This is a genomic window from Klebsiella indica, from assembly GCF_005860775.1.
In the GTDB taxonomy this organism is placed as follows: Bacteria; Pseudomonadota; Gammaproteobacteria; order Enterobacterales; family Enterobacteriaceae; genus Klebsiella; species Klebsiella indica.
This window is the reverse complement of the sequence record NZ_VCHQ01000027.1, coordinates 56738-78573: the sequence shown is the minus strand read 5'-3', so window position 1 is coordinate 78573 and position 21836 is coordinate 56738. Positions and strand designations below refer to the sequence as shown.

The window sequence follows — 21836 nt, the reverse complement described above, 5'->3', positions numbered from 1 at the left end:
GCGCCAGCGTCGCCATCCGGCAAATTCGTTCTCTGGCCCCGCTCCTTTTTTGAATCCCATCACAATCATCGCATTCCCCTTTTCCCTTTTACGCCGTGACGGCTAAATTAGTAACTCATCCGACCACATAACAATAATTTTACATACTGGACACACTTATGAGCTATCCGTCGCTTTTCGCCCCGCTCGATCTGGGCTTTACACGGCTTAAAAACCGTGTGTTGATGGGCTCGATGCATACGGGCCTGGAGGAGCGCCCGGACGGAGCGGAGAGGCTGGCGGCCTTTTACGCCGAGCGCGCCCGCCACGGGGTGGCGCTGATCGTCACCGGTGGTATTGCGCCTGCGGCTTCCGGCGTCACCATGGCGGGCGGCGCGCTGCTTAACGACGCCAGTCAACTGGCTCACCACCGCCACATTACCGACGCGGTGCATCGGGAAGGCGGCAAAATCGCGCTGCAAATTCTGCACACCGGTCGCTACAGCTACCAGCCAAAACTGGTCGCGCCTTCCGCACGCCAGGCGCCGATCAACCCCTTTACGCCGCATGAGCTGACCCATGACGAGATCTTGCAGCTGATCAAAAATTTCGCCCACTGCGCCCAGCTGGCGCGGGAAGCGGGTTACGACGGCGTCGAGGTGATGGGTTCGGAAGGCTATCTGATCAACGAATTTCTTACCGTGCGCACCAACCAGCGCGACGATGAATGGGGCGGCGATTACGCCAGGCGTATGCGTTTCGCGGTGGACGTGGTACGGGCGGTACGCCAGCGCGTGGGCAGCGATTTTATCATTATCTACCGTCTGTCGATGCTCGACCTGGTGGAAAACGGCGGGACGTTCGACGAAACCGTACAGCTGGCGCAGGCCATTGAAGCGGCTGGCGCGACGCTCATCAACACCGGTATTGGCTGGCACGAAGCGCGTATCCCGACGATCGCCACGCCGGTTCCGCGCGGCGCCTTTAGCTGGGTAACGCGCAAACTGAAAGGCCACGTCACCGTTCCGCTGGTCACGACCAACCGGATCAACGATCCGCAAGTGGCGGACGATATTCTGGCGCGCGGCGATGCGGATATGGTGTCGATGGCGCGCCCGTTCCTGGCGGATGCCGAACTGCTGTCGAAAGCGCAATCAGGGCGGGCGGATGAGATCAACACTTGCATCGGCTGCAATCAGGCCTGCCTGGATCAGATCTTTGCCGGTAACGTCACCTCCTGCCTGGTGAATCCACGCGCCTGTCACGAAACCAAAATGCCGATAGTTCCGGCTGAACATAAGAAAAGCCTGGCAGTTGTCGGCGCAGGCCCGGCGGGTCTCGCATTTGCCATTAACGCGGCGGTGCGCGGGCACGACGTTACGCTGTTTGATGCCCTGGCCGAGATCGGCGGCCAGTTTAATATCGCCAAACAGATCCCCGGCAAAGAAGAATTTTATGAAACGCTGCGCTATTACCGCCGGATGATCGACGTGACCGGCGTGACGCTGAAGCTTAATCAGTTTGTTACCGCAGACGATCTGCAACCGTTTGATGAAGCGATCCTTGCTTGCGGGATCGCGCCGCGTAAACCGTCGATCGAGGGTATCGATCACCCGAAAGTGCTGACCTATCTTGAGGTGCTGCGCGATAAAGCGCCGGTCGGCGAGAAGGTGGCGATTATCGGCTGCGGCGGGATCGGCTTTGATACCGCCATGTACCTCAGCCAGTCCGGCGTCGCGACCAGCCAGAATATCAGCGAATTTTGCCTTGAGTGGGGGATTGATACCAGCCTGCAGAACGCTGGCGGGCTGCGCCCGGAAGGTATGCAATTGGCGAAAAGTCCGCGCCAGATCGTGATGCTCCAGCGCAAGAGCAGCAAGCCCGGTGAGAGGCTGGGGAAAACCACCGGCTGGATCCATCGCACCACTCTGCTGGCTCGCGGGGTTAACATGATCCCTGGCGTCAGCTATCAACGGATCGACGATGAAGGGTTACACATATTGATCAACGGCGAACCGCGGCTTCTGAACGTCGATCATGTCGTGATCTGCGCGGGGCAGGAACCCCGACGCGAACTGGCCGATCCGCTGCGCGCGTCAGGGAAAACGGTACACCTGATTGGCGGCTGCGACGTGGCGATGGAGCTGGATGCCCGGCGGGCAATTGCCCAGGGGACAACATTGGCATTAGCGATTTGATTTCTTGCCCGGTGGCGCTGCGCTTACCGGGCCTACAAAACCGTAGGCCTGTGCAAGCGAAGCGCCGCCAGGCAAAGCGATCTTACCGACGACGCCCCAGCTTCACCGCTTTCAACACCACGAATTTGTTATTGGTGGCGATGGTGGTGCAGTTACCGAAAATCTTCTTCAGCTTGTGGAAATAATCCAGGTGACGGTTCGCCACAATGTACAGCTCGCCGTTGATCTTCAGGCAACGGCGCGCATGGTGGAACATCTCCCAGGCAACGTTATCCGTCAGCGCATGTTTCTGATGGAACGGCGGGTTGCACAGCACGGCGTTAAAGCGGAAAGGCTCCACGCCGGACAAGGCGTTGTTAATCATAAACTCGCAGCGATCCAACGCTTCCGGCATATTGGTTTCCACATTCAAACGGCTGGACGCGACCGCCATCGGCGATTCGTCGACAAACACGACGCTCGCCTGAGGGTTCTTCGCCAGTAGCATCAGGCCAATCACGCCATTGCCGCAGCCGAGATCGACGATCTCCCCTTGCAGATTTTCCGGTAAATGCTGCATAAAGAAGCGCGCGCCGATATCCAGGCCGGTACGTGAGAAAACGTTCGCATGATTGTGGATAGTCCAGTCGGTGCCGTCCAGTTTCCAGCTCAGCGTCTGCGGCGCATCCGACAGTTCAGGCTGACTGAAGGTACAGTTGATCAGGCGCGCCTTTTTCCAGGCCAGCGTCGTGGTCGTGGGGCCGAGCACTTTTTCGAACAGTTCCAGCGTGGAGGTATGAATGTCACGCGCCTTTGCTCCCGCAATAATACGGGTTTGTGGAGTCACAACCTGGCGCAACGCGCGCAACTGTTGTTCCAGCAGCGCCAGCGTTTTCGGCACCTTAATCAACACAACGCCCGGCGCCGGCGGGTACGCGGCGGTACTGTCGAGAAACTTGACGCTGGATTCAGCGATATCGTTGTGGCGTAGATTTTCGCGCGTCGCCAGCTCGCTTAAATACGAGTCGCCGATGCTGTATGGTGTATGTTCAGCCAGCGCGCAGCCTAATGCGCCAAAGGCATCATTCAGGATCAGCAGCGGGCCGCTGATTTCCGTGTCGTCTAACTGTTGCAGCAGATATTCATCCGCCGCTTCCCACGCCTGAAGCGGGTTAACGTCATCCGTTTCCGGGAAACGTTTCAGTGTCAGTGAACGGAAACCGTTGTCTACGTGGCTCATCGGCCCTCCTGAATGGTAAAATTTCGCTGTTATCCCTGAAAGGGTGCGTGAGTATACTCTTTTTTTAGATTTAATTTGGGGCTTTGATGGGTCAACTTACTTATCTCCACGGCTACCCGGAGAATTTACTGTCTCAGGTACGCACGCTTATTGCTGAACAGCGTCTGGGCGCAGTGCTGGAAAAACGCTATCCAGGAACGCATGATTTCACGACCGATAAAGCGCTCTGGCAGTATACCCAGGATCTGAAAAACCAGTTTCTGCGTAACGCCCCGCCGATCAACAAAGTGATGTATGACAACAAGATCCATGTGCTGAACAATGCGCTGGGGCTGCATACCGCTATTTCGCGCGTACAGGGCGGCAAGCTGAAGGCCAAAGCCGAGATCCGCGTCGCCACCGTGTTTCGCAATGCGCCGGAACCTTTTCTGCGAATGATCGTGGTTCACGAACTGGCGCATCTGAAGGAAAAAGAACACAACAAAGCGTTTTATCAGTTGTGCTGTTACATGGAACCGCAATACCACCAGCTTGAGTTTGATACCCGCCTGTGGCTGACGCAGCTTTCGTTAAACCGTTCTGCGCAGTAGCGCACTGGTTTTGTTATGATGGCATGTTACAGTGACGAAAGATCCCTTTTTATGGAGTTCGTCAACGTTTATGATACGTTTCGCAGTTGTTGGCACAAACTGGATCACTAAGCAGTTTGTCGATGCCGCCCATGAAACCGGCAAATATAAACTTACCGCCATTTACTCCCGCAGCCTTGAACAAGCCCAGGCTTTCGCCAACGATTATCCCGTCGAACATCTGTTCACTTCACTGGAAGCGCTGGCGCAAAGCGCCGATGTTGACGCCGTCTATATCGCCAGCCCTAACGCGTTGCACTTCCCGCAAACGCGCCTGTTTCTGAGCCATAAAAAGCATGTGATTTGCGAAAAACCGCTGGCATCAAATCTGCAGGAAGTGGAAGCCGCCATAAAGGTGGCGCGGGAACATAACGTGGTGCTTTTCGAAGCGTTCAAGACCGCCAGCCTGCCAAATTTCCTGCTGCTGAAGCAGTCGCTGGATAAAATCGGTAAGCTGCGCAAAGCCTTTATTAACTACTGCCAGTATTCTTCGCGCTACCAGCGCTATCTGGATGGTGAAAACCCCAATACCTTTAATCCGGCCTTCTCGAATGGCTCGATTATGGATATCGGTTTTTACTGTCTGGCGTCGGCGGTCGCGCTGTGGGGCGAACCGTGCGCAGTCCACGCCAGCGCCAGCCTGCTGGAGAGCGGGGTCGATGGTCAGGGGACCGTCGTGCTGAGCTACGGTGATTTTGATGTCACTCTGCATCATTCGAAAGTGAGTGATTCCGCGATCCCGAGCGAAATTCAGGGCGAATCTGGCGCGTTGGTTATTGAGAAAATATCTGAATGCCAGAAGATCTGCCTGGTGCCGCGCGGCGGCAAAGCCCAGGATCTGAGTCAACCGCAGCATATTAATACAATGCTGTATGAAGCGGAGACATTTGCTGGTCTGGTTGAAAGCAATGCGGTTGTTCATCCGGCTCTGGAAGTTAGCCGTATCACGGCAAAACTGCTGAGCGAGATTCGTCGCCAGACCGGCGTGGTCTTCCCGGCGGATAGCCAGCCGGTGGCGTAAAGGAGTGTAAAGGGACCACCAGACGCCATTGACCCTATTTATAAGTTGTAATAGTTTGTGACACGCAAAGGGGAGTAACTTCCTTGCCGGTCGATCGTCATTACGATGCGTGAAAAACCGCATCCGGTCGCCGGGCAACAAGCTTCTTGTTGTAAGTGAGACCTTGCCGGAAGGCGAGGTCTCTGCATAAAAGCGCAGCGGCTGCCGTCTTCCGACGTCAGCCGTTTTGTTTTTATGTAAGGAATATCGTAATGAATAGTGTCGGCACACCGTTGTTATGGGGCGGATTCGCCGTGGTGGTGGTCATCATGCTGGCTATCGATCTGCTGCTGCAAGGACGGCGCGGCGCGCATAGCATGACCATGAAGCAAGCTGCAGGCTGGTCTGTTCTCTGGGTTACCCTCTCACTGCTGTTTAACGCCGCTTTCTGGTGGTATCTGGTGCAGACCGAAGGTCGCGCTGTAGCCGACCCGCAAGCGCTGGCGTTCCTTACCGGTTATCTCATTGAGAAAGCACTGGCTGTGGATAATGTCTTCGTCTGGCTGATGCTGTTCAGCTACTTTTCCGTCCCGCCTGCGCTACAGCGCCGGGTGCTGGTCTATGGCGTGTTAGGCGCGATCGTGCTGCGTACGATCATGATCTTCACCGGTAGCTGGCTGATCTCCCAGTTCGAATGGCTGCTCTACGTCTTCGGCGCGTTCCTGCTGTTTACCGGCGTGAAAATGGCGCTGGCAAAAGAAGATGAGTCCGGTATCGGCGACAAACCGCTGGTGCGCTGGCTCCGCAATCATCTGCGCATGACGGATAAGATCGAGGGCGAGCGCTTCTTTATCCGCCAGAATAGCGCGCTTTACGCTACGCCGCTGCTGTTGGTGCTGATCCTCGTCGAACTGAGCGATGTTATCTTCGCCGTTGACAGTATTCCGGCCATTTTCGCCGTCACCACCGATCCCTTTATCGTGCTGACCTCAAATCTGTTCGCTATCCTCGGCCTGCGCGCAATGTATTTCCTGCTGGCAGGCGTCGCCGAGCGTTTCTCCATGCTGAAGTATGGCCTGTCGGTCATTCTGGTGTTTATCGGTATCAAGATGTTGATTGTCGATTTCTTCCACATACCAATCGGGTTCTCGCTTGGCATCGTGGGCGGCATTCTGGTATTGACGTTAATTATTAATGCCTGGGTCAATCAGCAACACGACAAGAAAAAACGGCTGCCATAAGTCATAGCTGACCGGGTGAAATCCCCTTTCATCCGGTCAACAACATGCCCTACGCTATATAAGCGTTAACACAATGCTAAAAATATGTTCTTAGCACCAAAAACGATATTTTACCCTTTCCCAATGTCAATCTTTCCGTATACTCAACCAGGCAAACATCTATTTACATCCGGACATAAACGTTACAAATAATACGTAGCCGGAACAGATCGCGACTTCACTGGAAGGAATAAACATGGTAAGCCAATCACCCCGTTCAACCCTGCTGCGCCGCATGGCTCAGGGTAGTCTGGTCAAACAAATTTTAATCGGTCTGGTACTCGGCGTACTGCTGGCGATGGTTTCAAAACCCGCCGCAATCGCCGTGGGACTGTTGGGAACGCTATTCGTCGGCGCGCTGAAAGCGGTCGCGCCGGTGCTGGTTCTGATGCTGGTGATGGCCTCAATCGCTAACCATCAGCAGGGGCAAAAGACCCGTATCCGCCCGATTCTGTTCCTCTACCTGCTGGGTACGTTTAGTGCGGCGTTAACCGCCGTGCTGTTTAGCTTTATCTTCCCCTCAACGCTGCATCTTACCTCGGCGGCAGACAGCATCACGCCACCGTCGGGGATTGTCGAAGTCCTGCGCGGACTATTGATGAGCATGGTTTCCAACCCGATTAACGCTCTGCTGAACGCCAATTATATCGGCATTCTGGTGTGGGCCGTGGGTCTTGGGTTCGCGCTGCGTCACGGAAACGAAACCACCAAAAACCTGATTAACGACGTTTCTCATGCGGTGACTTTTATCGTTAAAGTGGTGATCCGCTTCGCGCCGCTGGGGATCTTTGGTCTGGTCTCCTCAACGCTGGCGACCACCGGTTTTGAAACCCTTTGGAGCTACGCCCATCTGCTTCTGGTGCTGGTGGGCTGTATGCTGCTGGTGGCGCTGGTCATTAACCCGCTGCTGGTGTTCTGGAAAATTCGCCGCAATCCCTATCCGCTGGTGCTGATCTGCCTGCGCGAAAGCGGCGTTTACGCCTTCTTCACCCGCAGCTCCGCCGCTAATATTCCGGTGAATATGGCGCTGAGTGAAAAGCTGAATCTGGATCGCGATACTTACTCGGTGTCTATTCCGCTGGGGGCGACCATCAATATGGCCGGTGCGGCGATCACCATTACGGTACTCACCCTGGCAGCCGTCCATACGCTGAATATCCCGGTTGACCTGCTGACCGCGCTGCTGCTTAGCGTCGTGGCGTCGCTGTGCGCCTGCGGCGCTTCCGGCGTGGCGGGCGGTTCACTGCTGTTAATTCCGCTGGCCTGTAATATGTTTGGCATCCCGAACGATGTTGCCATGCAGGTGGTGGCCGTTGGCTTTATCATCGGCGTCTTGCAGGATTCTTGCGAAACCGCGCTGAACTCTTCTACCGACGTTCTCTTTACTGCGGCAGCCTGTATGGCCGAAGACCAGCAGCTGGCGAAAGAGCCGCTGCGCAGCTAATCCTTCCCCCTCCGCTAATCTGCGGAGGGGTTCTCTTTCTGTATCCTCTTTTCCACTTTAAACGGGTCAATACCACGCTTTTGCATCCGCCGAAAGCGGATAATGTTCAGACCGTTCATCACCAGAAAGCTGCCTTCAATCATCGTGCCGCCAATCGATCCCAGCCAGAAGTTGTGGATCACCCAGCAGGCTGTCGCACACCACATCACGCAGCGAACGGTTAATCCCGTGCAGCGAAATAGCGCCCAGGTGCTGGCCAGGGTGCCAACAATCGGCAGCAGTTCCATGGCATGCTGCAGCTTCGCCAGTCCCAGCACCAGCGTAAGCACAATAAACACGGTCATCACCCAGAGCTTGCGGGTACGCATTGAGATAAGGGTTCGTACGGTATTCAGCTCGGCGCTCATTCCCGCCGGATACGCCCCCATCAAAAAAAAGTGCACGCCAATGGTGGCGCTATAGACGGCAAGCTGCAGCCTGAAGCGGCGCTCGTCCCGGTTGATAAAAGTGGTAATGCCGATCAGAAAGGCGAGAACACCAACGCCCTGGGCAAGCCAATACGCGGTCATGGGGAGTCCTTATAAAACAAAACGGCGCATCATACTCTGAAACGCCGTTTTTGAAACGCCTTCCTTTTATAACTCACCAGATTTCACGCCACAGCAAGGCGGCAAGCTCAGACATCCCCGGTAGCTTACTGAAGTAAGTCACCGGGATGATGTGGTGTGAAAAATGACGGGTAATTAAAGGGTAACGCCGCTTTTGAATATAGCCAGTTCGCGGAAATCATTACGTTCGTTACAGGTCTGCTTGCCGTTAGCAAACGCCACAATGGTATCGACAAACTCTTCCAGTAATTGCGGCATCGCTTTACCGTGAATCAGTTGCCCGGCATCAAAGTCGATCCAGTGTTTTTTCCTGGTCGCCAGCTCGCTGTTGGTGGCAATTTTCACCGTGGGAACAAAACCGCCGTAAGGCGTGCCACGGCCGGTGCTGAACAGCACCATATGGCAGCCCGCCCCGGCCAGCGCACTGGTTGCCACCGCGTCGTTACCCGGAGCACTCAGCAGGTTAAGACCGCGAACTTTCAGGCGCTCGCCGTAACGTAGCACGTCAACTACCTGACTGGATCCCGCTTTCTGCGTACAGCCCAGCGACTTATCTTCCAGCGTGGTAATACCGCCCGCTTTGTTGCCCGGCGATGGATTCTCATAAATCGGCTGGTTGTGGGCGATAAAGTACTGTTTGAAATCATTGACCATCGTTACCAGCTTGCCGAAAGTTTCTTCGTCGCGACAGTGGCTCATCAGCAGTCGCTCAGCACCGAACATTTCCGGTACTTCAGTCAGTACCGTGGTCCCACCGTTGGCAACCAGATAATCCGAGAAGCGGCCCAGCATCGGGTTAGCGGTAATACCGGACAGACCATCAGAACCGCCGCACTCAAGGCCAAATTTCAGTTCGCTTAGTTTTCCCGGTTCACGCCTGTCGTGACGCATTACGTTGTACAACTGGTGGAGATGTTCTATTCCCGCTTCCACTTCGTCATCCTGGTGCTGGCAGACCATAAAATGGACGCGCTCAGGATCGATGTCGCCGAGCGTTTCTCGGAAAGCATCAACCTGATTGTTCTCGCAACCCAGGCCAATCACCAGCACGGCCCCGGCATTCGGGTGACGCACCATATTTTGCAACATGGTTCGGGTGTTGATGTGATCGTCGCCCAACTGTGAACAGCCGTAGGTATGGCTGAAAAGAAAGACGCCGTCGGTGCCTTCAGCCTGATTCGTTTCCTGCAAAAAACGGTTCTGGATCTGGCGCGCAATACCATTGACGCAGCCGACGGTCGGCAGGATCCACAGCTCATTACGCACTCCGACTTCACCGTTAGCGCGACGATAAATTTGCACCGCGCGATCCGCAGGCTGCGCCGCTGGCGCAATCAGATCCGGTTGATAACTATACGCGTCAAGATCGCTTAAGTTAGTGCGCGTATTGTGGAAGTGGATATGTTCCCCCGGCACAATATCCGCCAGCGCATGTCCTATCGGCAGACCATATTTAATGACGTTATTTCCCTTCGCAATGCCGTGTAGCGCAAACTTATGCCCGCGCGCAACATCCTGCATCAACGTGACCGTATCGCCGTCAATGGTGACTACCGTGCCTGCCGCCATATCCGCCAGCGCTACCGCGACGTTATCTTGCGAATGGATTTTAATGTATTGCATATCAACCGACCTCTGGCCTTAGTTCAATTCAATAGCGAAGTAGTCACGCGCATTGTTAAAGCAAATGTTTTTCACCATCTCGCCCAACAGTTGAATATCCTCAGGGGCTTCACCCGCGTTCACCCAACGGCCAATCATCTGGCACAGGATGCGACGGAAGTATTCATGGCGAGTATAGGAGAGGAAGCTACGGCTATCGGTCAGCATACCGATAAAACGGCTCAGCAGACCAAGCTGCGCCAGTTGGGTCATCTGACGTTCCATGCCGTCTTTCTGATCGTTGAACCACCAGCCGGAACCAAACTGCATCTTGCCCGGCATACCTTCGCCCTGGAAGTTGCCAGTCATGGTGCCCAACACTTCGTTGTCGCGCGGATTCAGGCAGTAGAGGATGGTTTTCGGCAGCAGGTTTTCTTCGTTCTGTTTACTGAGCAGTTTGGATAACTCTTCCGCCATCGGGCGGTCGTTGATGGAGTCAAAACCAACATCCGGCCCTAACAGTTTGAACTGACGCAGGTTGTTGTTGCGCAGCGCGCCAATATGATACTGCTGCACCCAGCCGCGACGAGCGTATTCCGCGCCGAGGAAAACCAGAACGGCGGTTTTGAACTGAGCCACTTCATGCTCGCTCAGGGTTTCTCCCCTCAGGCGACGTGCCAGAATGCTATCCAGCTGGCTTTCGTTGGCTTCAGCAAACAGCACCACATCCAGCGCATGGTCAGAAACTTTGCACCCGTGAGCGGCGAAATGATCCAGACGTTTAGTCAACGCGGTTTGCAGGTCGGCAAAGCGGCGAATGTCGGTATCCGACACGGCGCCCAGTTTCGCCATGTAGTCGTTGAACGTCGCCTGTTCAATGTTGAAGGCTTTGTCCGGACGCCAGCTCGGCAGCACTTTCACCGGGAAGTCGCGCTCTTTGGCAATAGCAGCGTGATACGCCAGTGAATCGATCGGATCGTCAGTAGTGCCGACCATTTTCACGTTCATCTGCTGCATGATGCCACGGGCGGAAAAGCGATCCTGCGCCAGCAGCTCGTTGCACTGCGCCCAAATTTCATCGGCGGTTGCCGGAGAAAGGAGTTTACCTGTAATACCAAAAGGACGGCGTAATTCAAGATGCGTCCAGTGGTATAACGGGTTGCCAATAGTATGTGGTACGGTGGCCGCCCAGGCGTCAAATTTCTCGCGGTCAGAGGCATCACCCGTACATAAACGCTCGGCCACGCCGTTAGTTCGCATAGCGCGCCATTTATAATGATCGCCTTTCAGCCAGATATCATACAGATTTTTGAAGCGGTAATTGTCAGCAATCTGCTGTGGCGGCAGGTGGCAGTGATAGTCGAAAATCGGCTGATCTTTAGCGTAATCGTGGTACAGACGGCGGGAAAACTCGGTATCAAGCAGAAAATCCTCGGTCATAAACGGTGTCATTTTCGTGTCCTCTTCACCCTTCAGCGGGAGCCCATCAGATGATTGACTGTCATGCCGATAAAGTTATCACACCAATTCGCGCAAGCCGAAGTATTTTTCGTGAGTTAGATCAATAAACGTCGACAAAAAAACCGCCGCTATTAATGTAAACGCCCCTCCAGCGCGCGCCAAATCTGGGCTTCATCGCAGAAAATCATATCCACACAAACTTTCCTCCTTTTGTGACATCACTCAACTTTTAAAGTTGTATGACAAGTTATCTTGCTCCCGTCGAAACTTATATACCAATGGAATGCATTACCGATGAATTATCACGTCGGATTAACCGGTATGGACACCGAATCAGACACAACAGTTGATGGCAAGGTTCGGACCATATGAGGTTTCCTCTCCTGAACCCTCCGTTTCACCTTCTGCGCTTCAATGACAGAGCCGGAAGATAGCCGCATATGCTGCGGATATATAATAAAACGATGAGGTTTTACATGCGTAAAATTAAAGGGTTACGTTGGTATATGATCGGACTGGTGACGCTAGGCACTGTTCTGGGGTACCTGACGCGTAACACGGTGGCGGCAGCCGCACCAACGATAATGGAAGAGTTGCATATCTCCACACAACAATATTCCTATATCATCGCAGCCTATTCCGCTGCTTACACCGTTATGCAACCTGTTGCCGGTTATATCCTTGATATTCTGGGCACCAAAGTCGGTTATGCCTTCTTTGCTGTCACATGGGCGCTCTTCTGTGGTTCTACGGCGCTGGCGGGAAGCTGGGGGGGCCTTGCGCTGGCCCGCGGTGCGGTCGGCGCCGCTGAAGCCGCGATGATCCCCGCCGGTTTGAAGGCCAGTTCTGAATGGTTCCCGGCAAAAGAACGTTCTATTGCCGTTGGCTACTTCAACGTGGGCTCCTCTATTGGCGCGATGATTGCTCCCCCGCTGGTGGTATGGGCTATCGTGATGCACAGCTGGCAAATGGCGTTTATCATTTCCGGCGTTCTGAGCTTCATCTGGGCAATGGCGTGGTTAATTTTCTACAAACACCCGCGCGATCAGAAAAAATTAACAGAAGAAGAACGCGACTACATTATTAGTGGCCAGGAATCTCAGCACCAGACCAACAACGGCAAGAAAATGTCGCCGTGGCAAATTCTGCGTAACCGCCAGTTCTGGGGTATTGCTTTGCCGCGTTTTCTTGCGGAACCCGCATGGGGAACGTTCAACGCCTGGATCCCGCTGTTCATGTTTAAAGTCTACGGCTTTAACCTGAAAGAGATTGCCATGTTCGCCTGGATGCCAATGCTGTTCGCGGATCTCGGTTGTATCGTCGGTGGTTATCTGCCGCCGCTGTTCCAGCGCTGGTTTGGCGTGAATCTGATTGTTTCCCGCAAAATGGTGGTGACCATGGGTGCGCTGCTAATGATCGGCCCAGGGACGATTGGTTTATTTACAAGCCCGTACGTAGCTATCGCTCTGCTGTGCGTCGGGGGCTTCGCTCACCAGGCGCTGTCCGGCGCGCTGATCACCCTCTCTTCCGACGTATTTGGTCGTAACGAAGTGGCAACGGCAAACGGGATGACCGGGATGGCTGCATGGCTGGCAAGCACCCTCTTTGCTCTGGTGGTCGGTGCGCTGGCGGATACCATCGGCTTCAGCCCGCTGTTCGCCGTGCTGGCGGTATTCGATCTGCTGGGCGCCGTGGTGATCTGGACGGTGCTGAAAAATAAATCGGCGGATGATAACGCTACGCCGGTAAACGCCACCAACCCGGCAACACAAAGCTAGCCGTCTCGGCTCATTGTCATACGAAAGCCGCCCTGGTTAAGGCGGCTTTTTCGTCTCTTCTTGTGGTGGCTGGCGTGTAAAAGTGGTATAACAAATCCAATATTGTCGCCATTTCCCGGGAGCGAATATGGAATTCACTGAATCACGTCGTTTGTATCAGCAGCTTGCCGCGGAGCTGAAGACGCGTATTGAGCAAGGTGTTTACCTTGTGGGCGATAAACTCCCCGCTGAGCGGTTTATTGCTGACGAAAAAAGCGTGAGTCGCACCGTCGTTCGCGAAGCGATCATTATGCTGGAAGTCGAAGGCTACGTTGAAGTTCGCAAAGGCTCTGGCATCCACGTTATTTCCAACCATCCGAAGCATCAGCAAATTCCCGATGAATCCCTGGAATTCGCCAGCTACGGTCCCTTCGAGCTATTGCAGGCCCGCCAGTTGATAGAAAGCAATATTGCCGAATTCGCAGCGACGCAGGTGACCAAGCAGGACATTATGAAGCTGATGGAAATCCAGGAAAATGCGCGCAAAGAGAAATGCTTCCGCGATTCGGAATGGGATCTGCAGTTTCACGTACAGGTCGCGCTGGCGACGCAAAACAGCGCGTTAGCCGCCATCGTTGAAAAAATGTGGACCCAACGGGTGCATAATCCGTACTGGAAAAAGTTGCATGATCATATCGATCTGCGCACCGTTGATAACTGGTGCGACGATCATGACCAAATTCTTAAGGCGCTGATTCGTAAAGATCCGCATGCGGCAAAACTGGCCATGTGGCAGCATCTGGAAAACACTAAACAGATGTTGTTCAACGAAACCAGCGATGATTTTGAATTCAATGCCGATCGCTATCTGTTTGCCGAAAATCCGGTCGTTCATCTCGATACCGCCGCCAACGGCACAAAATAGACCGTTTTCTTCTCCCCGGGCAGTAACGCCGCCGCTGCCCGCCCCCCGCAGGGTAAGCAAAGCATATATAATGTCAGCCTGTGTAAATACACTCGCCTCCCTTCTCCACAATCAGCACAATCAGAATGCAACAAACTGCAATTTCTATGACGTAAAGACGGTGGGTTTGTTACAATTAGATGCACTTTGTCGTTCTGAGAGTTTGCTTTGGCTTGCTCCACTTTTAAACAGGGATCCGTTCAGAGCGCAGTAGCGGCCATAATCCAATAAAAAACAATGTCGCCATCTAAACACCGCGTTCAGACGTGCCGTTAACCGATGTACCAGGAACCATGAATGGAACTATTAACCCAATTATTGAATGCGTTATGGGCTCAGGATTACGAAACGCTTGCGAATCCATCCATGATTGGCATGCTGTATTTTGTCTTATTTATGATTTTGTTCCTTGAGAACGGTTTGTTGCCCGCCGCTTTTTTGCCCGGTGACAGCCTGTTAGTGCTGGTTGGCGTCCTGATCGCGAAAGGCGCGATGGGTTTTCCTGAAACGTTATTATTACTCACCGCGGCGGCCAGTCTCGGCTGCTGGCTAAGTTATATTCAGGGCCGTTGGCTCGGCAATACGCGCATCGTACAAAACTGGCTTTCTCATCTTCCGTCACATTACCACCAGCGCGCCCACCATCTGTTTCATAAACACGGGCTTTCCGCGCTGCTGATTGGTCGCTTTATTGCTTTCGTCCGTACGCTGCTGCCGACCATCGCCGGGCTTTCTGGTCTGAGCAGCGCCCGTTTCCAGTTTTTTAACTGGATGAGCGCGCTGTTGTGGGTGCTGATTCTTAGCTCTCTGGGCTACCTGCTGGGAAAAACGCCCGTATTCCTGAAATATGAAGATCAGCTGATGTCCTGCCTGATGCTGCTGCCTGTCGCGCTGCTGGTATTTGGCCTGATAGGCTCGCTGATTGTCCTGTGGAAGAAAAAATACAGAAGCCGGAGCTAACAATGGCGATAACACGATCCTCTCTGCGTCAGACAGGCTGGGTGCTGGGCGGCTCGCTACTCCTGTGCGGTTTATTCTGGCTCTGGATCGCCATGCAACAGCAGGAATCCACTCTGGCTATCCGCCCCATCAATCACGGTGTCAGCATGCCGGACGGCTTTTCCGTCTGGCACCATCTCGACGCCAACGGCATCCGCTTTAAAAGCATTACCCCGCAGAAAGATGGTCTGATCATCAAATTTGATTCCAGCGCTCAGGGCGCGGCGGCAAAAGAAGTGCTGGGCCGCGCCCTGCCGCACGGCTATGTTATCGCTTTACAGGAAGACGATAACTCACCGATCGCGTGGATTGCCCGTCTGCGCGACACCCCGCACAGGTTCGGGTAATCAACGAAAATTCCGAATATTTTCACCCTGTTTGGTGATTTCCCGGTTTACTTACTATGCTTACGTTACGGGAGTCATCGGGCTCTCATTTATCAACTGGATCGGGTATATCCTCAGGTATGCCCTCACACAATGGAAGGTAATATCCATGAAACACCGCGTCGCGTTGATTCTGGTTCTGACGTCACTGAGTGCCAGCGCCTTTGCCATCTCCCCTTGTCAGGAAAAAGAGCAGGATATCCAGCGGGAGATTAGCTACGCAGAAAAACATCATAATCAGAACCGTATTGATGGCCTGAAACGGGCGCTTAGCGAAGTCAGGGCAAACTGTAGCGACAGCAAGCTCAAAGCTGAACATCAACGCAAAATTGCCAAACAACAAGCGGAGATAGCCGAACGGCAGAACGATCTGCGCGAAGCCAAACAGAAAGGCGATGCTGACAAAATCAACAAGCGCCAACGTAAACTTGATGAAGCTCAGCGTGAATTGAAAACGCTGCAATCTCGTGAGTATTAATCTATCGCGCAACCCCATATGGACCACTTTAACAGGAGATAAACATGGCTAAAGATAACGTTGCAGAAGACCTGCGTGCGGAACTGAAGACGCTGGCGGATACCCTGGAAGAAGTGCTGAACTCCTCCGCGGATAAGTCGAAGGAAGAGATTGGTAAATTGCGCAGTAAAGCCGAAAGCGTGCTGAAAGAAAGCCGCGTTCGCATGGGCGAAACCGGCGACGCCATCGTAAAACAAACGCGCGAAACCGCCGCCCGCGCGGATGAATACGTTCGTGAAAACCCGTGGACCGGCGTGGGAATTGGCGCAGCCGTCGGGCTGGTGCTGGGTGTTCTGTTGACGCGCCGCTAATTATGGCGAATTCTCAACACACGCAAGGGCCGGGGCAAAGCATTTTCGGCATCGGGCAACGGATCGTTACGCTGTTGGTTGAAATGGTGGAAACGCGCCTTCGCCTGGTGGTCGTGGAGCTGGAAGAGGAAAAAGCCAATCTCTTTCAGCTGTTTCTGATGCTCGGGCTGACCCTGCTGTTTGCCGCGTTCGGCCTGATGAGCCTGTTAGTCCTTATTATCTGGGCTGTCGATGCCCAGTATCGGCTGAACGTGATGATCGCCACCACCGTGACGCTGTTGCTGGCGGCGATTATCGGCGGCATCTGGACGTTACGTAAGGCCCGACGTTCAACATTTCTGCGTCTTACGCGTCAGGAACTGGCTAACGACCGGGCGTTGCTGGAGGACGATAAGTCATGAGCCGCGGCCAACAGGAACGTGAAAGGCAAAAAGCGCGCCTGCTGCGCGAAATCCAACAGCAGCGGCTGGATCTCAACGCCAGCCGCCGGCGCTGGCTGGAAGCGACCGCGCCGATAGACCGCGGCTGGCATACTTTGCTTAACCTGCGTTCATGGGCAATGGTCGGCAGCGGCCTCTTCGCCGTATGGTCAGTGCGTCATCCACGTTTTTTGCTGCGCTGGGCGAAACGCGGCGTGGGTCTCTGGAGCACCTGGCGCATGGCCCGACGGCTGCTGCCTCAGCGCTCATCTCACTGAGGCCGAATTGCGTGGGCAGGTGCACCTTCCGGGTATGACCGACCTGTCTGCCTTGTCTGGGCCTGCAGGCAATCGCGGATTGCGCAGGCCAGCTCTTCTGTTAGTCTCAGGCATATCAGAACCACATCTCAGTTAACCTTCTCACGACCACCGCTATACAACCTGCTATATCGGTTCAGTCATTCATTATCTTTTTCAATTGTTACTCAGAATCTTTGAAAAAGATCTACAGTTTTCCTTGCTAACAATTCCCTCTCAGCCTCGCTAATATTCTCTCCATCGACAGCAACCCCGCGTCATACGCTGGATTGCGCTAAAAACAAAATCGCCGCCCTTTGGGTTTTCTGGAGTAGAAAATGAAAAAATTAGAAGATGTTGGTGTACTGGTAGCGCGCATTCTGATGCCCATTCTGTTTATCACCGCAGGTTGGGGAAAAATCACCGGTTATGCGGGTACTCAACAATATATGGAAGCCATGGGCGTGCCCGGATTCATGTTGCCACTGGTTATTCTGCTTGAGCTTGGCGGTGGTCTGGCTATTCTGTTCGGTTTCCTGACCCGTACTACCGCGCTGTTCACCGCGGGCTTCTCTCTGCTGGCCGCATTCCTGTTCCACAGCAACTTTGCTGAAGGCATGAACTCGCTGATGTTCATGAAAAACCTGACCATCGCAGGCGGCTACCTGCTGCTGGCTATCACCGGCCCGGGCGCATTTAGTCTCGACCGGGTGCTGAATAAAAAGTGGTAAGCTCACTATACTGATACAAAAGCGAGGGGAGATCTCCTCGCTTTTACTATCTGAAGGAGGAGATGATGGGACAATTAATTGACGGCGTCTGGCACGATACCTGGTATGACACCCAATCCACCGGAGGGCGTTTTAAACGTTCTGTTTCCGCGTTTCGCCACTGGATAACCGCCGATGGTACGCCAGGCCCGGGCGGCGAGGGAGGATTCGCAGCAGAAAAAGACCGCTATCATCTGTACGTTTCTCTTGCCTGTCCCTGGGCCCATCGCACTTTAATTTTTCGCAAGATAAAGGGACTGGAACCTTTTATTCCCGTTTCAGTGGTCAATCCCTTAATGTTCGAAAACGGCTGGACCTTTGACGACAGTTTCCCGGCCGCCACGGGCGACACGCTCTATCAGCACGAGTTTCTTTATCAACTGTATCTGCATGCCGATCCGCACTACAGCGGACGCGTCACGGTGCCGGTATTATGGGATAAAAAACAGCAAACCATCGTCAGTAATGAGTCGGCGGAAATCATCCGCATGTTTAATACCGCCTTCGACGCACTGGGCGCCAGGGCCGGCGATTACTACCCGCCAGAACTGCGTGAACAAATTGATGAACTGAATGGCTGGATTTACAACAATGTCAACAACGGCGTCTATAAAGCCGGATTCGCCACCAGCCAGCAGGCCTATGATGAGGCGGTCGAGGCGGTATTTAGCGCCCTGGAACGCCTGGAACAAATCCTGGGTCAACATCGCTTCCTGACCGGTAATCAATTGACGGAAGCGGATATTCGCCTGTGGACCACGCTGGTTCGTTTCGATCCTGTATATGTGACCCACTTTAAATGCGACAAGCGCCGCATCAGCGATTATCTCAACCTTTATGGCTTCCTGCGCGATATCTACCAGATACCGGGCATCGCTGAAACAGTGAACTTTGCCCATATCCGCAACCACTACTACCGTAGCCATAAGACCATTAATCCAACCGGAATTATCTCCGTCGGCCCACATCAGGATCTTAACGAACCGCACGGCCGCGATCTTCGCTTTCGCTAAGAGATTGGGTGCCGTTTCAGGCACCCAACAATTCACATCATAAATATTTACCTGTATTTCATTCACGTCTATTCTTATTAAGATCGCTTTAAAAACAAGTGATTGATGATTAATTGAGGCATAAAAATGGACTGGTACCTTAAAGTCATAAAAAATTATATTGGATTTAGCGGCCGCGCCCGACGCAAAGAGTACTGGATGTTTATTCTGATCAACATCATCCTGACCGTCGTACTCAGCATGATTGATAAAATGCTCGGCTGGCAGCGTGCGGGCGATGAAGGCATTCTGACGACCATTTATGGCGTGCTGGTATTTTTACCCTGGTGGGCAGTACAGTTTCGTCGTCTGCATGACACCGACCGATCGGCATGGTGGCTGTTATTGCTGCTGATACCCGTGATCGGCTGGCTGGTGATCATTATTTTCAATTGTCAGAACGGCACTCCCGGCAATAACCGTTTTGGGCCGGATCCAAAACTGATCTCTGACTAAACAATGTGCCCCTCGTCAAAAAGGGACACATTGTGTTTTATCTACCCATAAACAGCTTCGGGATCTCCCGCAGGCACCATGACTTCGCTTCACCCATGCTGTCGCGACGCCAGGCCATAATAATATCGATCTCGTTGCTGTATTCCGGGCTGACCACCCGTAAGCGTCCTTCGGCAATATCCTGCTCAACCAGCGGATACGGCATCGTGGCGACGCCTAAACCTGCCAGCAGCGCCTGGCGTTTATCTTCAATCGTACTTACCGTTAGTCGCGGCTGTTTGTCGAGCAGTTGCACCGTCAGCACCGGGCGTTCACGGGCGGTATCGGCCACCGCGATGCCGCGATACTTCACGCGGGTCACTTCAGAAAGCGGCTCCGGCTCATGGTGAATCGGATGATCTGGCGCGGCGACATAGACGTTCATCACCGAATAGAGTTTGCGGGAGTTGATTTCCGACGATGAGCGAAAATGCATATCCGGGGCGACGACAATATCCGCCCGCCCCTGTTCAAGACGCTCCCAGGCACCGGCCAGCACTTCGGTAATAATCGATAACTGAGTGTTGGATTTGGTCGCCAGCTTTTCAATTAGCGGAAACAGGTCGGTGGTGGGCACCAGCGCTTCAGTAACAATGGTCAGATGCGTTTCCCAACCGCGCGACAACGCCTCAGCGTCAGTCGTCAGCTTATCTGCCGCTTCAAGCAAAATACGCCCGCGCTCCAGCAGCATTCGGCCAACGTTGGTGAACTTTGTTCGATGGCCTGAGCGGTCGAATAATACGACATCAAGTTCCTCTTCCAGCTTTTGCATGGTATAGCTCAGCGCTGAGGGCACACGACCAAGCTCATCGGCCGCCGCAGCAAAACTTCCGCGGCGATCAATCGCATCCATTACGCGTAACGCCTCCAGCGTTAATGCTCTCTCTTTCGCCATCACAGTCTCATTCAGGAAATTTGAACATACCGGGCAGAATATCTGGCTAACAATACAGCGTCCATACCTTTACCATTGATTTAGTGTAAAGAGAGGTCAAGAAAATGATTACAACCCGAACAGCCAAACAGTGCGGTCAAGCAGACTTCGGCTGGCTGCAGGCCCGCTATACCTTTTCCTTTGGCCACTACTTCGACCCCAAATTGTTAGGTTACGCATCGTTACGCGTGCTTAACCAGGAAGTCCTGGCCCCCGGTGCCTCATTCCAGCCGCGCACCTACCCGAAAGTCGATATTCTGAACCTGATTCTGGAAGGTGAAGCAGAGTATCGCGACAGCGACGGCAACCATATCCAGGCAAAAGCCGGCGAGGCGCTACTACTCTCGACGCAAGCCGGTGTCAGCTATAGCGAACACAACCTGAGCAAAGAGACGTCACTGACGCGAATGCAGCTGTGGCTGGACGCCTGTCCGCAGCACGAGAATCCGCTGGTGCAAAAAGTCGCTATCGCCGCCGGAACGCGGCAGCTGCTGGCTTCGCCAGACGGTAGCCAGAATAGTCTCCAGTTGCGCCAGCAGGTATGGATTCACCATATCAACCTGACGAAAGGTGAACAGCTCAATGTACAGCTTCACGGCCCGCGAGCCTACCTGCAGTCGATTCACGGGACGGTACACGCGCTTGCGCATGAAGAAGAGAAACAGTCCCTGACCTGCGGTGATGGTGCATTTATTCGTGATGAAGCTAACATTACCCTTGTCGCCGATACCCCGCTGCGCGCTTTGCTGATAGATTTACCCGTATAATAACGGCAGCAAGGGAGTTTGCCTGTGAGCAAGAAGAAAGCGAAAAAAACGGTGATACCGGTGCAACAACCTCAACCGGAAGACAAGATCGCAGTCAATTTTGGTTATGAAGAGATGTTAAGTGAACTGGAAGCGATCGTTGCGGAAGCTGAGATCCGGCTCCAGGATGAAGAAAGCGTAGCCTGATCCCCACCATGGCCCCTTCCGGGGCCGATGGTCAACTCACTGAATTCCTGGAATGAAATCTTTATCCCCTAAATAATTCACGTTGCAGGGCAATAATGGCAAGTGAACTCGCCCTGATGAACCAGGAGCTTAACTGAATTGCCTCATTTGATGGGCTTTTTCGCAGATCATGCGGTGCGACCAGCCTCATACCCATATTCCCCCTCCCACAACCCGCACATTCCCACGATTTCTGAACAGCGCTTATCATGCCGCCCCGGAAATCAGCAACTCTCATGGATTGATCAAGCCAACTGTAGTATCGGTATGTACCCTGCACCCCACGGATATCACGATGTTCGTCTTTTCCCTGGCGCCTTACGCGCCGAATAAAGCGTGAGATTGTCTATCGATTAACCACTTGATTGATCGTTTTTTACGATCAATAATTAATTTTCAATTAAATTAATCGATCGGTCTAATGTGGCATTCAGGCGTCAGTCCGGGAGCTGAAAAATTAAAGTGGGCAGCCATTCATGTTTAAAATCATGTTATTGATGCTTCTTACATGCGGAATCCCTGCC

General features: G+C 53.5%; 23 protein-coding genes. 18 read left to right on the top strand and 5 right to left on the bottom strand.

Annotation, left to right across the window (positions count from 1 at the left end):
• The first annotated feature begins 158 nt into the window (after nt 1-158).
• On the top strand, nt 159-2177 hold the full coding sequence (locus tag FE839_RS19700) for an NADPH-dependent 2,4-dienoyl-CoA reductase (protein WP_138362468.1): 2019 nt from the start codon (nt 159-161) through the stop codon (nt 2175-2177).
• 82 nt (nt 2178-2259) lie between these two features.
• Here the strand turns inward: FE839_RS19700 and rlmG are convergent, their stop codons facing one another.
• Complete coding sequence (gene rlmG, locus FE839_RS19695) at nt 2260-3396, bottom strand: 23S rRNA (guanine(1835)-N(2))-methyltransferase RlmG (protein WP_138362467.1); 1137 nt, start codon at nt 3394-3396, stop codon at nt 2260-2262.
• An 86-nt stretch (nt 3397-3482) separates the two neighbouring features.
• Between rlmG and FE839_RS19690 the strand changes: the two genes are divergently transcribed.
• The 4 genes from FE839_RS19690 (at nt 3483) to sstT (ending at nt 7749) form a co-directional block, all read left to right on the top strand.
• Entirely contained in the window at nt 3483-3986 is a 504-nt protein-coding gene (locus tag FE839_RS19690; RefSeq protein WP_138362466.1) for a M48 metallopeptidase family protein, read from the top strand.
• A 70-nt stretch (nt 3987-4056) separates the two neighbouring features.
• Nucleotides 4057-5046, top strand: a complete 990-nt coding sequence (locus FE839_RS19685) for a Gfo/Idh/MocA family protein (RefSeq protein ID WP_138362465.1) — start codon at nt 4057-4059, stop codon at nt 5044-5046.
• Between the two features lie 251 nt (nt 5047-5297).
• Nucleotides 5298-6266 carry a TerC family protein gene (locus tag FE839_RS19680; RefSeq protein WP_138362464.1) on the top strand — a complete coding sequence of 323 codons (969 nt, stop codon included), beginning with the start codon at nt 5298-5300 and terminating at the stop codon, nt 6264-6266.
• Nucleotides 6267-6501: 235 nt separating this feature from the next.
• The gene (gene sstT / locus FE839_RS19675) at nt 6502-7749 is read left to right on the top strand and encodes a serine/threonine transporter SstT (RefSeq protein ID WP_138362463.1); all 1248 of its coding nucleotides are present in this window, start codon (nt 6502-6504) and stop codon (nt 7747-7749) included.
• A gap of 14 nt (nt 7750-7763) precedes the next feature.
• Here sstT and FE839_RS19670 read toward each other — a convergent pair whose 3' ends face one another.
• The 3 genes from FE839_RS19670 to uxaC all read right to left on the bottom strand — a co-directional run bounded on the left by FE839_RS19670 (nt 7764) and on the right by uxaC (nt 11411).
• Nucleotides 7764-8318 (bottom strand): YgjV family protein, encoded by a 555-nt coding sequence (locus tag FE839_RS19670; RefSeq protein ID WP_138362462.1) that lies wholly within the window; start codon nt 8316-8318, stop codon nt 7764-7766.
• Between the two features lie 174 nt (nt 8319-8492).
• The gene (locus FE839_RS19665) at nt 8493-9980 is read right to left on the bottom strand and encodes a UxaA family hydrolase (RefSeq protein ID WP_138362461.1); all 1488 of its coding nucleotides are present in this window, start codon (nt 9978-9980) and stop codon (nt 8493-8495) included.
• 18 nt (nt 9981-9998) lie between these two features.
• Nucleotides 9999-11411 carry a glucuronate isomerase gene (gene uxaC / locus FE839_RS19660; protein ID WP_138362460.1) on the bottom strand — a complete coding sequence of 471 codons (1413 nt, stop codon included), beginning with the start codon at nt 11409-11411 and terminating at the stop codon, nt 9999-10001.
• Nucleotides 11412-11896: 485 nt separating this feature from the next.
• Between uxaC and FE839_RS19655 the strand changes: the two genes are divergently transcribed.
• The 11 genes from FE839_RS19655 (at nt 11897) to FE839_RS19605 (ending at nt 19347) form a co-directional block, all read left to right on the top strand.
• Nucleotides 11897-13198, top strand: a complete 1302-nt coding sequence (locus FE839_RS19655; RefSeq protein ID WP_138362459.1) for an MFS transporter — start codon at nt 11897-11899, stop codon at nt 13196-13198.
• A gap of 127 nt (nt 13199-13325) precedes the next feature.
• Nucleotides 13326-14102, top strand: a complete 777-nt coding sequence (exuR, locus tag FE839_RS19650; RefSeq protein ID WP_138362458.1) for a transcriptional regulator ExuR — start codon at nt 13326-13328, stop codon at nt 14100-14102.
• Between the two features lie 336 nt (nt 14103-14438).
• Nucleotides 14439-15101, top strand: coding sequence for a DedA family general envelope maintenance protein YqjA (yqjA, locus tag FE839_RS19645; RefSeq protein ID WP_138362457.1), 663 nt, complete (start codon nt 14439-14441; stop codon nt 15099-15101).
• Between the two features lie 8 nt (nt 15102-15109).
• The gene (mzrA, locus tag FE839_RS19640; protein ID WP_171034932.1) at nt 15110-15487 is read left to right on the top strand and encodes an EnvZ/OmpR regulon moderator MzrA; all 378 of its coding nucleotides are present in this window, start codon (nt 15110-15112) and stop codon (nt 15485-15487) included.
• 148 nt (nt 15488-15635) lie between these two features.
• Nucleotides 15636-16004: a DUF1090 domain-containing protein gene (locus FE839_RS19635; RefSeq protein WP_138362455.1), complete on the top strand. Its 369-nt coding sequence runs from the start codon at nt 15636-15638 to the stop codon at nt 16002-16004.
• A gap of 44 nt (nt 16005-16048) precedes the next feature.
• Nucleotides 16049-16354 carry an ElaB/YgaM/YqjD family protein gene (locus FE839_RS19630; protein WP_138362454.1) on the top strand — a complete coding sequence of 102 codons (306 nt, stop codon included), beginning with the start codon at nt 16049-16051 and terminating at the stop codon, nt 16352-16354.
• Nucleotides 16355-16356: 2 nt separating this feature from the next.
• Complete coding sequence (locus FE839_RS19625; RefSeq protein ID WP_138362453.1) at nt 16357-16755, top strand: phage holin family protein; 399 nt, start codon at nt 16357-16359, stop codon at nt 16753-16755.
• A complete protein-coding gene (locus FE839_RS19620) occupies nt 16752-17051 on the top strand; it encodes a YqjK-like family protein (protein ID WP_138362452.1) in 300 nt (99 codons plus the stop codon). The genes FE839_RS19625 and FE839_RS19620 overlap by 4 nt, the downstream gene beginning before the upstream one ends.
• 356 nt (nt 17052-17407) lie before the next feature.
• Entirely contained in the window at nt 17408-17800 is a 393-nt protein-coding gene (locus tag FE839_RS19615) for a DoxX family protein (protein WP_138362451.1), read from the top strand.
• Between the two features lie 65 nt (nt 17801-17865).
• On the top strand, nt 17866-18852 hold the full coding sequence (locus FE839_RS19610) for a glutathione S-transferase family protein (RefSeq protein ID WP_138362569.1): 987 nt from the start codon (nt 17866-17868) through the stop codon (nt 18850-18852).
• A gap of 126 nt (nt 18853-18978) precedes the next feature.
• The gene (locus tag FE839_RS19605) at nt 18979-19347 is read left to right on the top strand and encodes a DUF805 domain-containing protein (protein WP_138362450.1); all 369 of its coding nucleotides are present in this window, start codon (nt 18979-18981) and stop codon (nt 19345-19347) included.
• Nucleotides 19348-19384: 37 nt separating this feature from the next.
• Here FE839_RS19605 and FE839_RS19600 read toward each other — a convergent pair whose 3' ends face one another.
• Nucleotides 19385-20281 carry a LysR family transcriptional regulator gene (locus tag FE839_RS19600; protein WP_138362449.1) on the bottom strand — a complete coding sequence of 299 codons (897 nt, stop codon included), beginning with the start codon at nt 20279-20281 and terminating at the stop codon, nt 19385-19387.
• 104 nt (nt 20282-20385) lie between these two features.
• On the opposite strand from FE839_RS19600, the gene FE839_RS19595 reads away from it, so the two are divergent.
• A complete protein-coding gene (locus FE839_RS19595) occupies nt 20386-21087 on the top strand; it encodes a pirin family protein (RefSeq protein ID WP_138362448.1) in 702 nt (233 codons plus the stop codon).
• A gap of 24 nt (nt 21088-21111) precedes the next feature.
• Entirely contained in the window at nt 21112-21273 is a 162-nt protein-coding gene (locus FE839_RS24705; protein WP_171034928.1) for a hypothetical protein, read from the top strand.
• The last annotated feature ends 563 nt before the right edge of the window (nt 21274-21836 follow it).

Coding starts and splice junctions, on each gene's coding strand:
- sstT (WP_138362463.1), top strand. CDS start 6,502: ATGGTAAGCCAATCACCCCGTTCAACCCTGCTGCGCCGCATGGCTCAG.
- uxaC (WP_138362460.1), bottom strand. CDS start 11,411: ATGACACCGTTTATGACCGAGGATTTTCTGCTTGATACCGAGTTTTCC.
- FE839_RS19605 (WP_138362450.1), top strand. CDS start 18,979: ATGGACTGGTACCTTAAAGTCATAAAAAATTATATTGGATTTAGCGGC.
- FE839_RS19625 (WP_138362453.1), top strand. CDS start 16,357: ATGGCGAATTCTCAACACACGCAAGGGCCGGGGCAAAGCATTTTCGGC.
- FE839_RS19620 (WP_138362452.1), top strand. CDS start 16,752: ATGAGCCGCGGCCAACAGGAACGTGAAAGGCAAAAAGCGCGCCTGCTG.
- exuR (WP_138362458.1), top strand. CDS start 13,326: ATGGAATTCACTGAATCACGTCGTTTGTATCAGCAGCTTGCCGCGGAG.
- FE839_RS19665 (WP_138362461.1), bottom strand. CDS start 9,980: ATGCAATACATTAAAATCCATTCGCAAGATAACGTCGCGGTAGCGCTG.
- FE839_RS19680 (WP_138362464.1), top strand. CDS start 5,298: ATGAATAGTGTCGGCACACCGTTGTTATGGGGCGGATTCGCCGTGGTG.
- FE839_RS19655 (WP_138362459.1), top strand. CDS start 11,897: ATGCGTAAAATTAAAGGGTTACGTTGGTATATGATCGGACTGGTGACG.
- FE839_RS19600 (WP_138362449.1), bottom strand. CDS start 20,281: ATGGCGAAAGAGAGAGCATTAACGCTGGAGGCGTTACGCGTAATGGAT.
- FE839_RS19670 (WP_138362462.1), bottom strand. CDS start 8,318: ATGACCGCGTATTGGCTTGCCCAGGGCGTTGGTGTTCTCGCCTTTCTG.
- FE839_RS19595 (WP_138362448.1), top strand. CDS start 20,386: ATGATTACAACCCGAACAGCCAAACAGTGCGGTCAAGCAGACTTCGGC.
- FE839_RS19630 (WP_138362454.1), top strand. CDS start 16,049: ATGGCTAAAGATAACGTTGCAGAAGACCTGCGTGCGGAACTGAAGACG.
- FE839_RS19685 (WP_138362465.1), top strand. CDS start 4,057: ATGATACGTTTCGCAGTTGTTGGCACAAACTGGATCACTAAGCAGTTT.
- FE839_RS19615 (WP_138362451.1), top strand. CDS start 17,408: ATGAAAAAATTAGAAGATGTTGGTGTACTGGTAGCGCGCATTCTGATG.
- FE839_RS19610 (WP_138362569.1), top strand. CDS start 17,866: ATGGGACAATTAATTGACGGCGTCTGGCACGATACCTGGTATGACACC.
- FE839_RS19635 (WP_138362455.1), top strand. CDS start 15,636: ATGAAACACCGCGTCGCGTTGATTCTGGTTCTGACGTCACTGAGTGCC.
- FE839_RS19690 (WP_138362466.1), top strand. CDS start 3,483: ATGGGTCAACTTACTTATCTCCACGGCTACCCGGAGAATTTACTGTCT.
- yqjA (WP_138362457.1), top strand. CDS start 14,439: ATGGAACTATTAACCCAATTATTGAATGCGTTATGGGCTCAGGATTAC.
- rlmG (WP_138362467.1), bottom strand. CDS start 3,396: ATGAGCCACGTAGACAACGGTTTCCGTTCACTGACACTGAAACGTTTC.
- FE839_RS19700 (WP_138362468.1), top strand. CDS start 159: ATGAGCTATCCGTCGCTTTTCGCCCCGCTCGATCTGGGCTTTACACGG.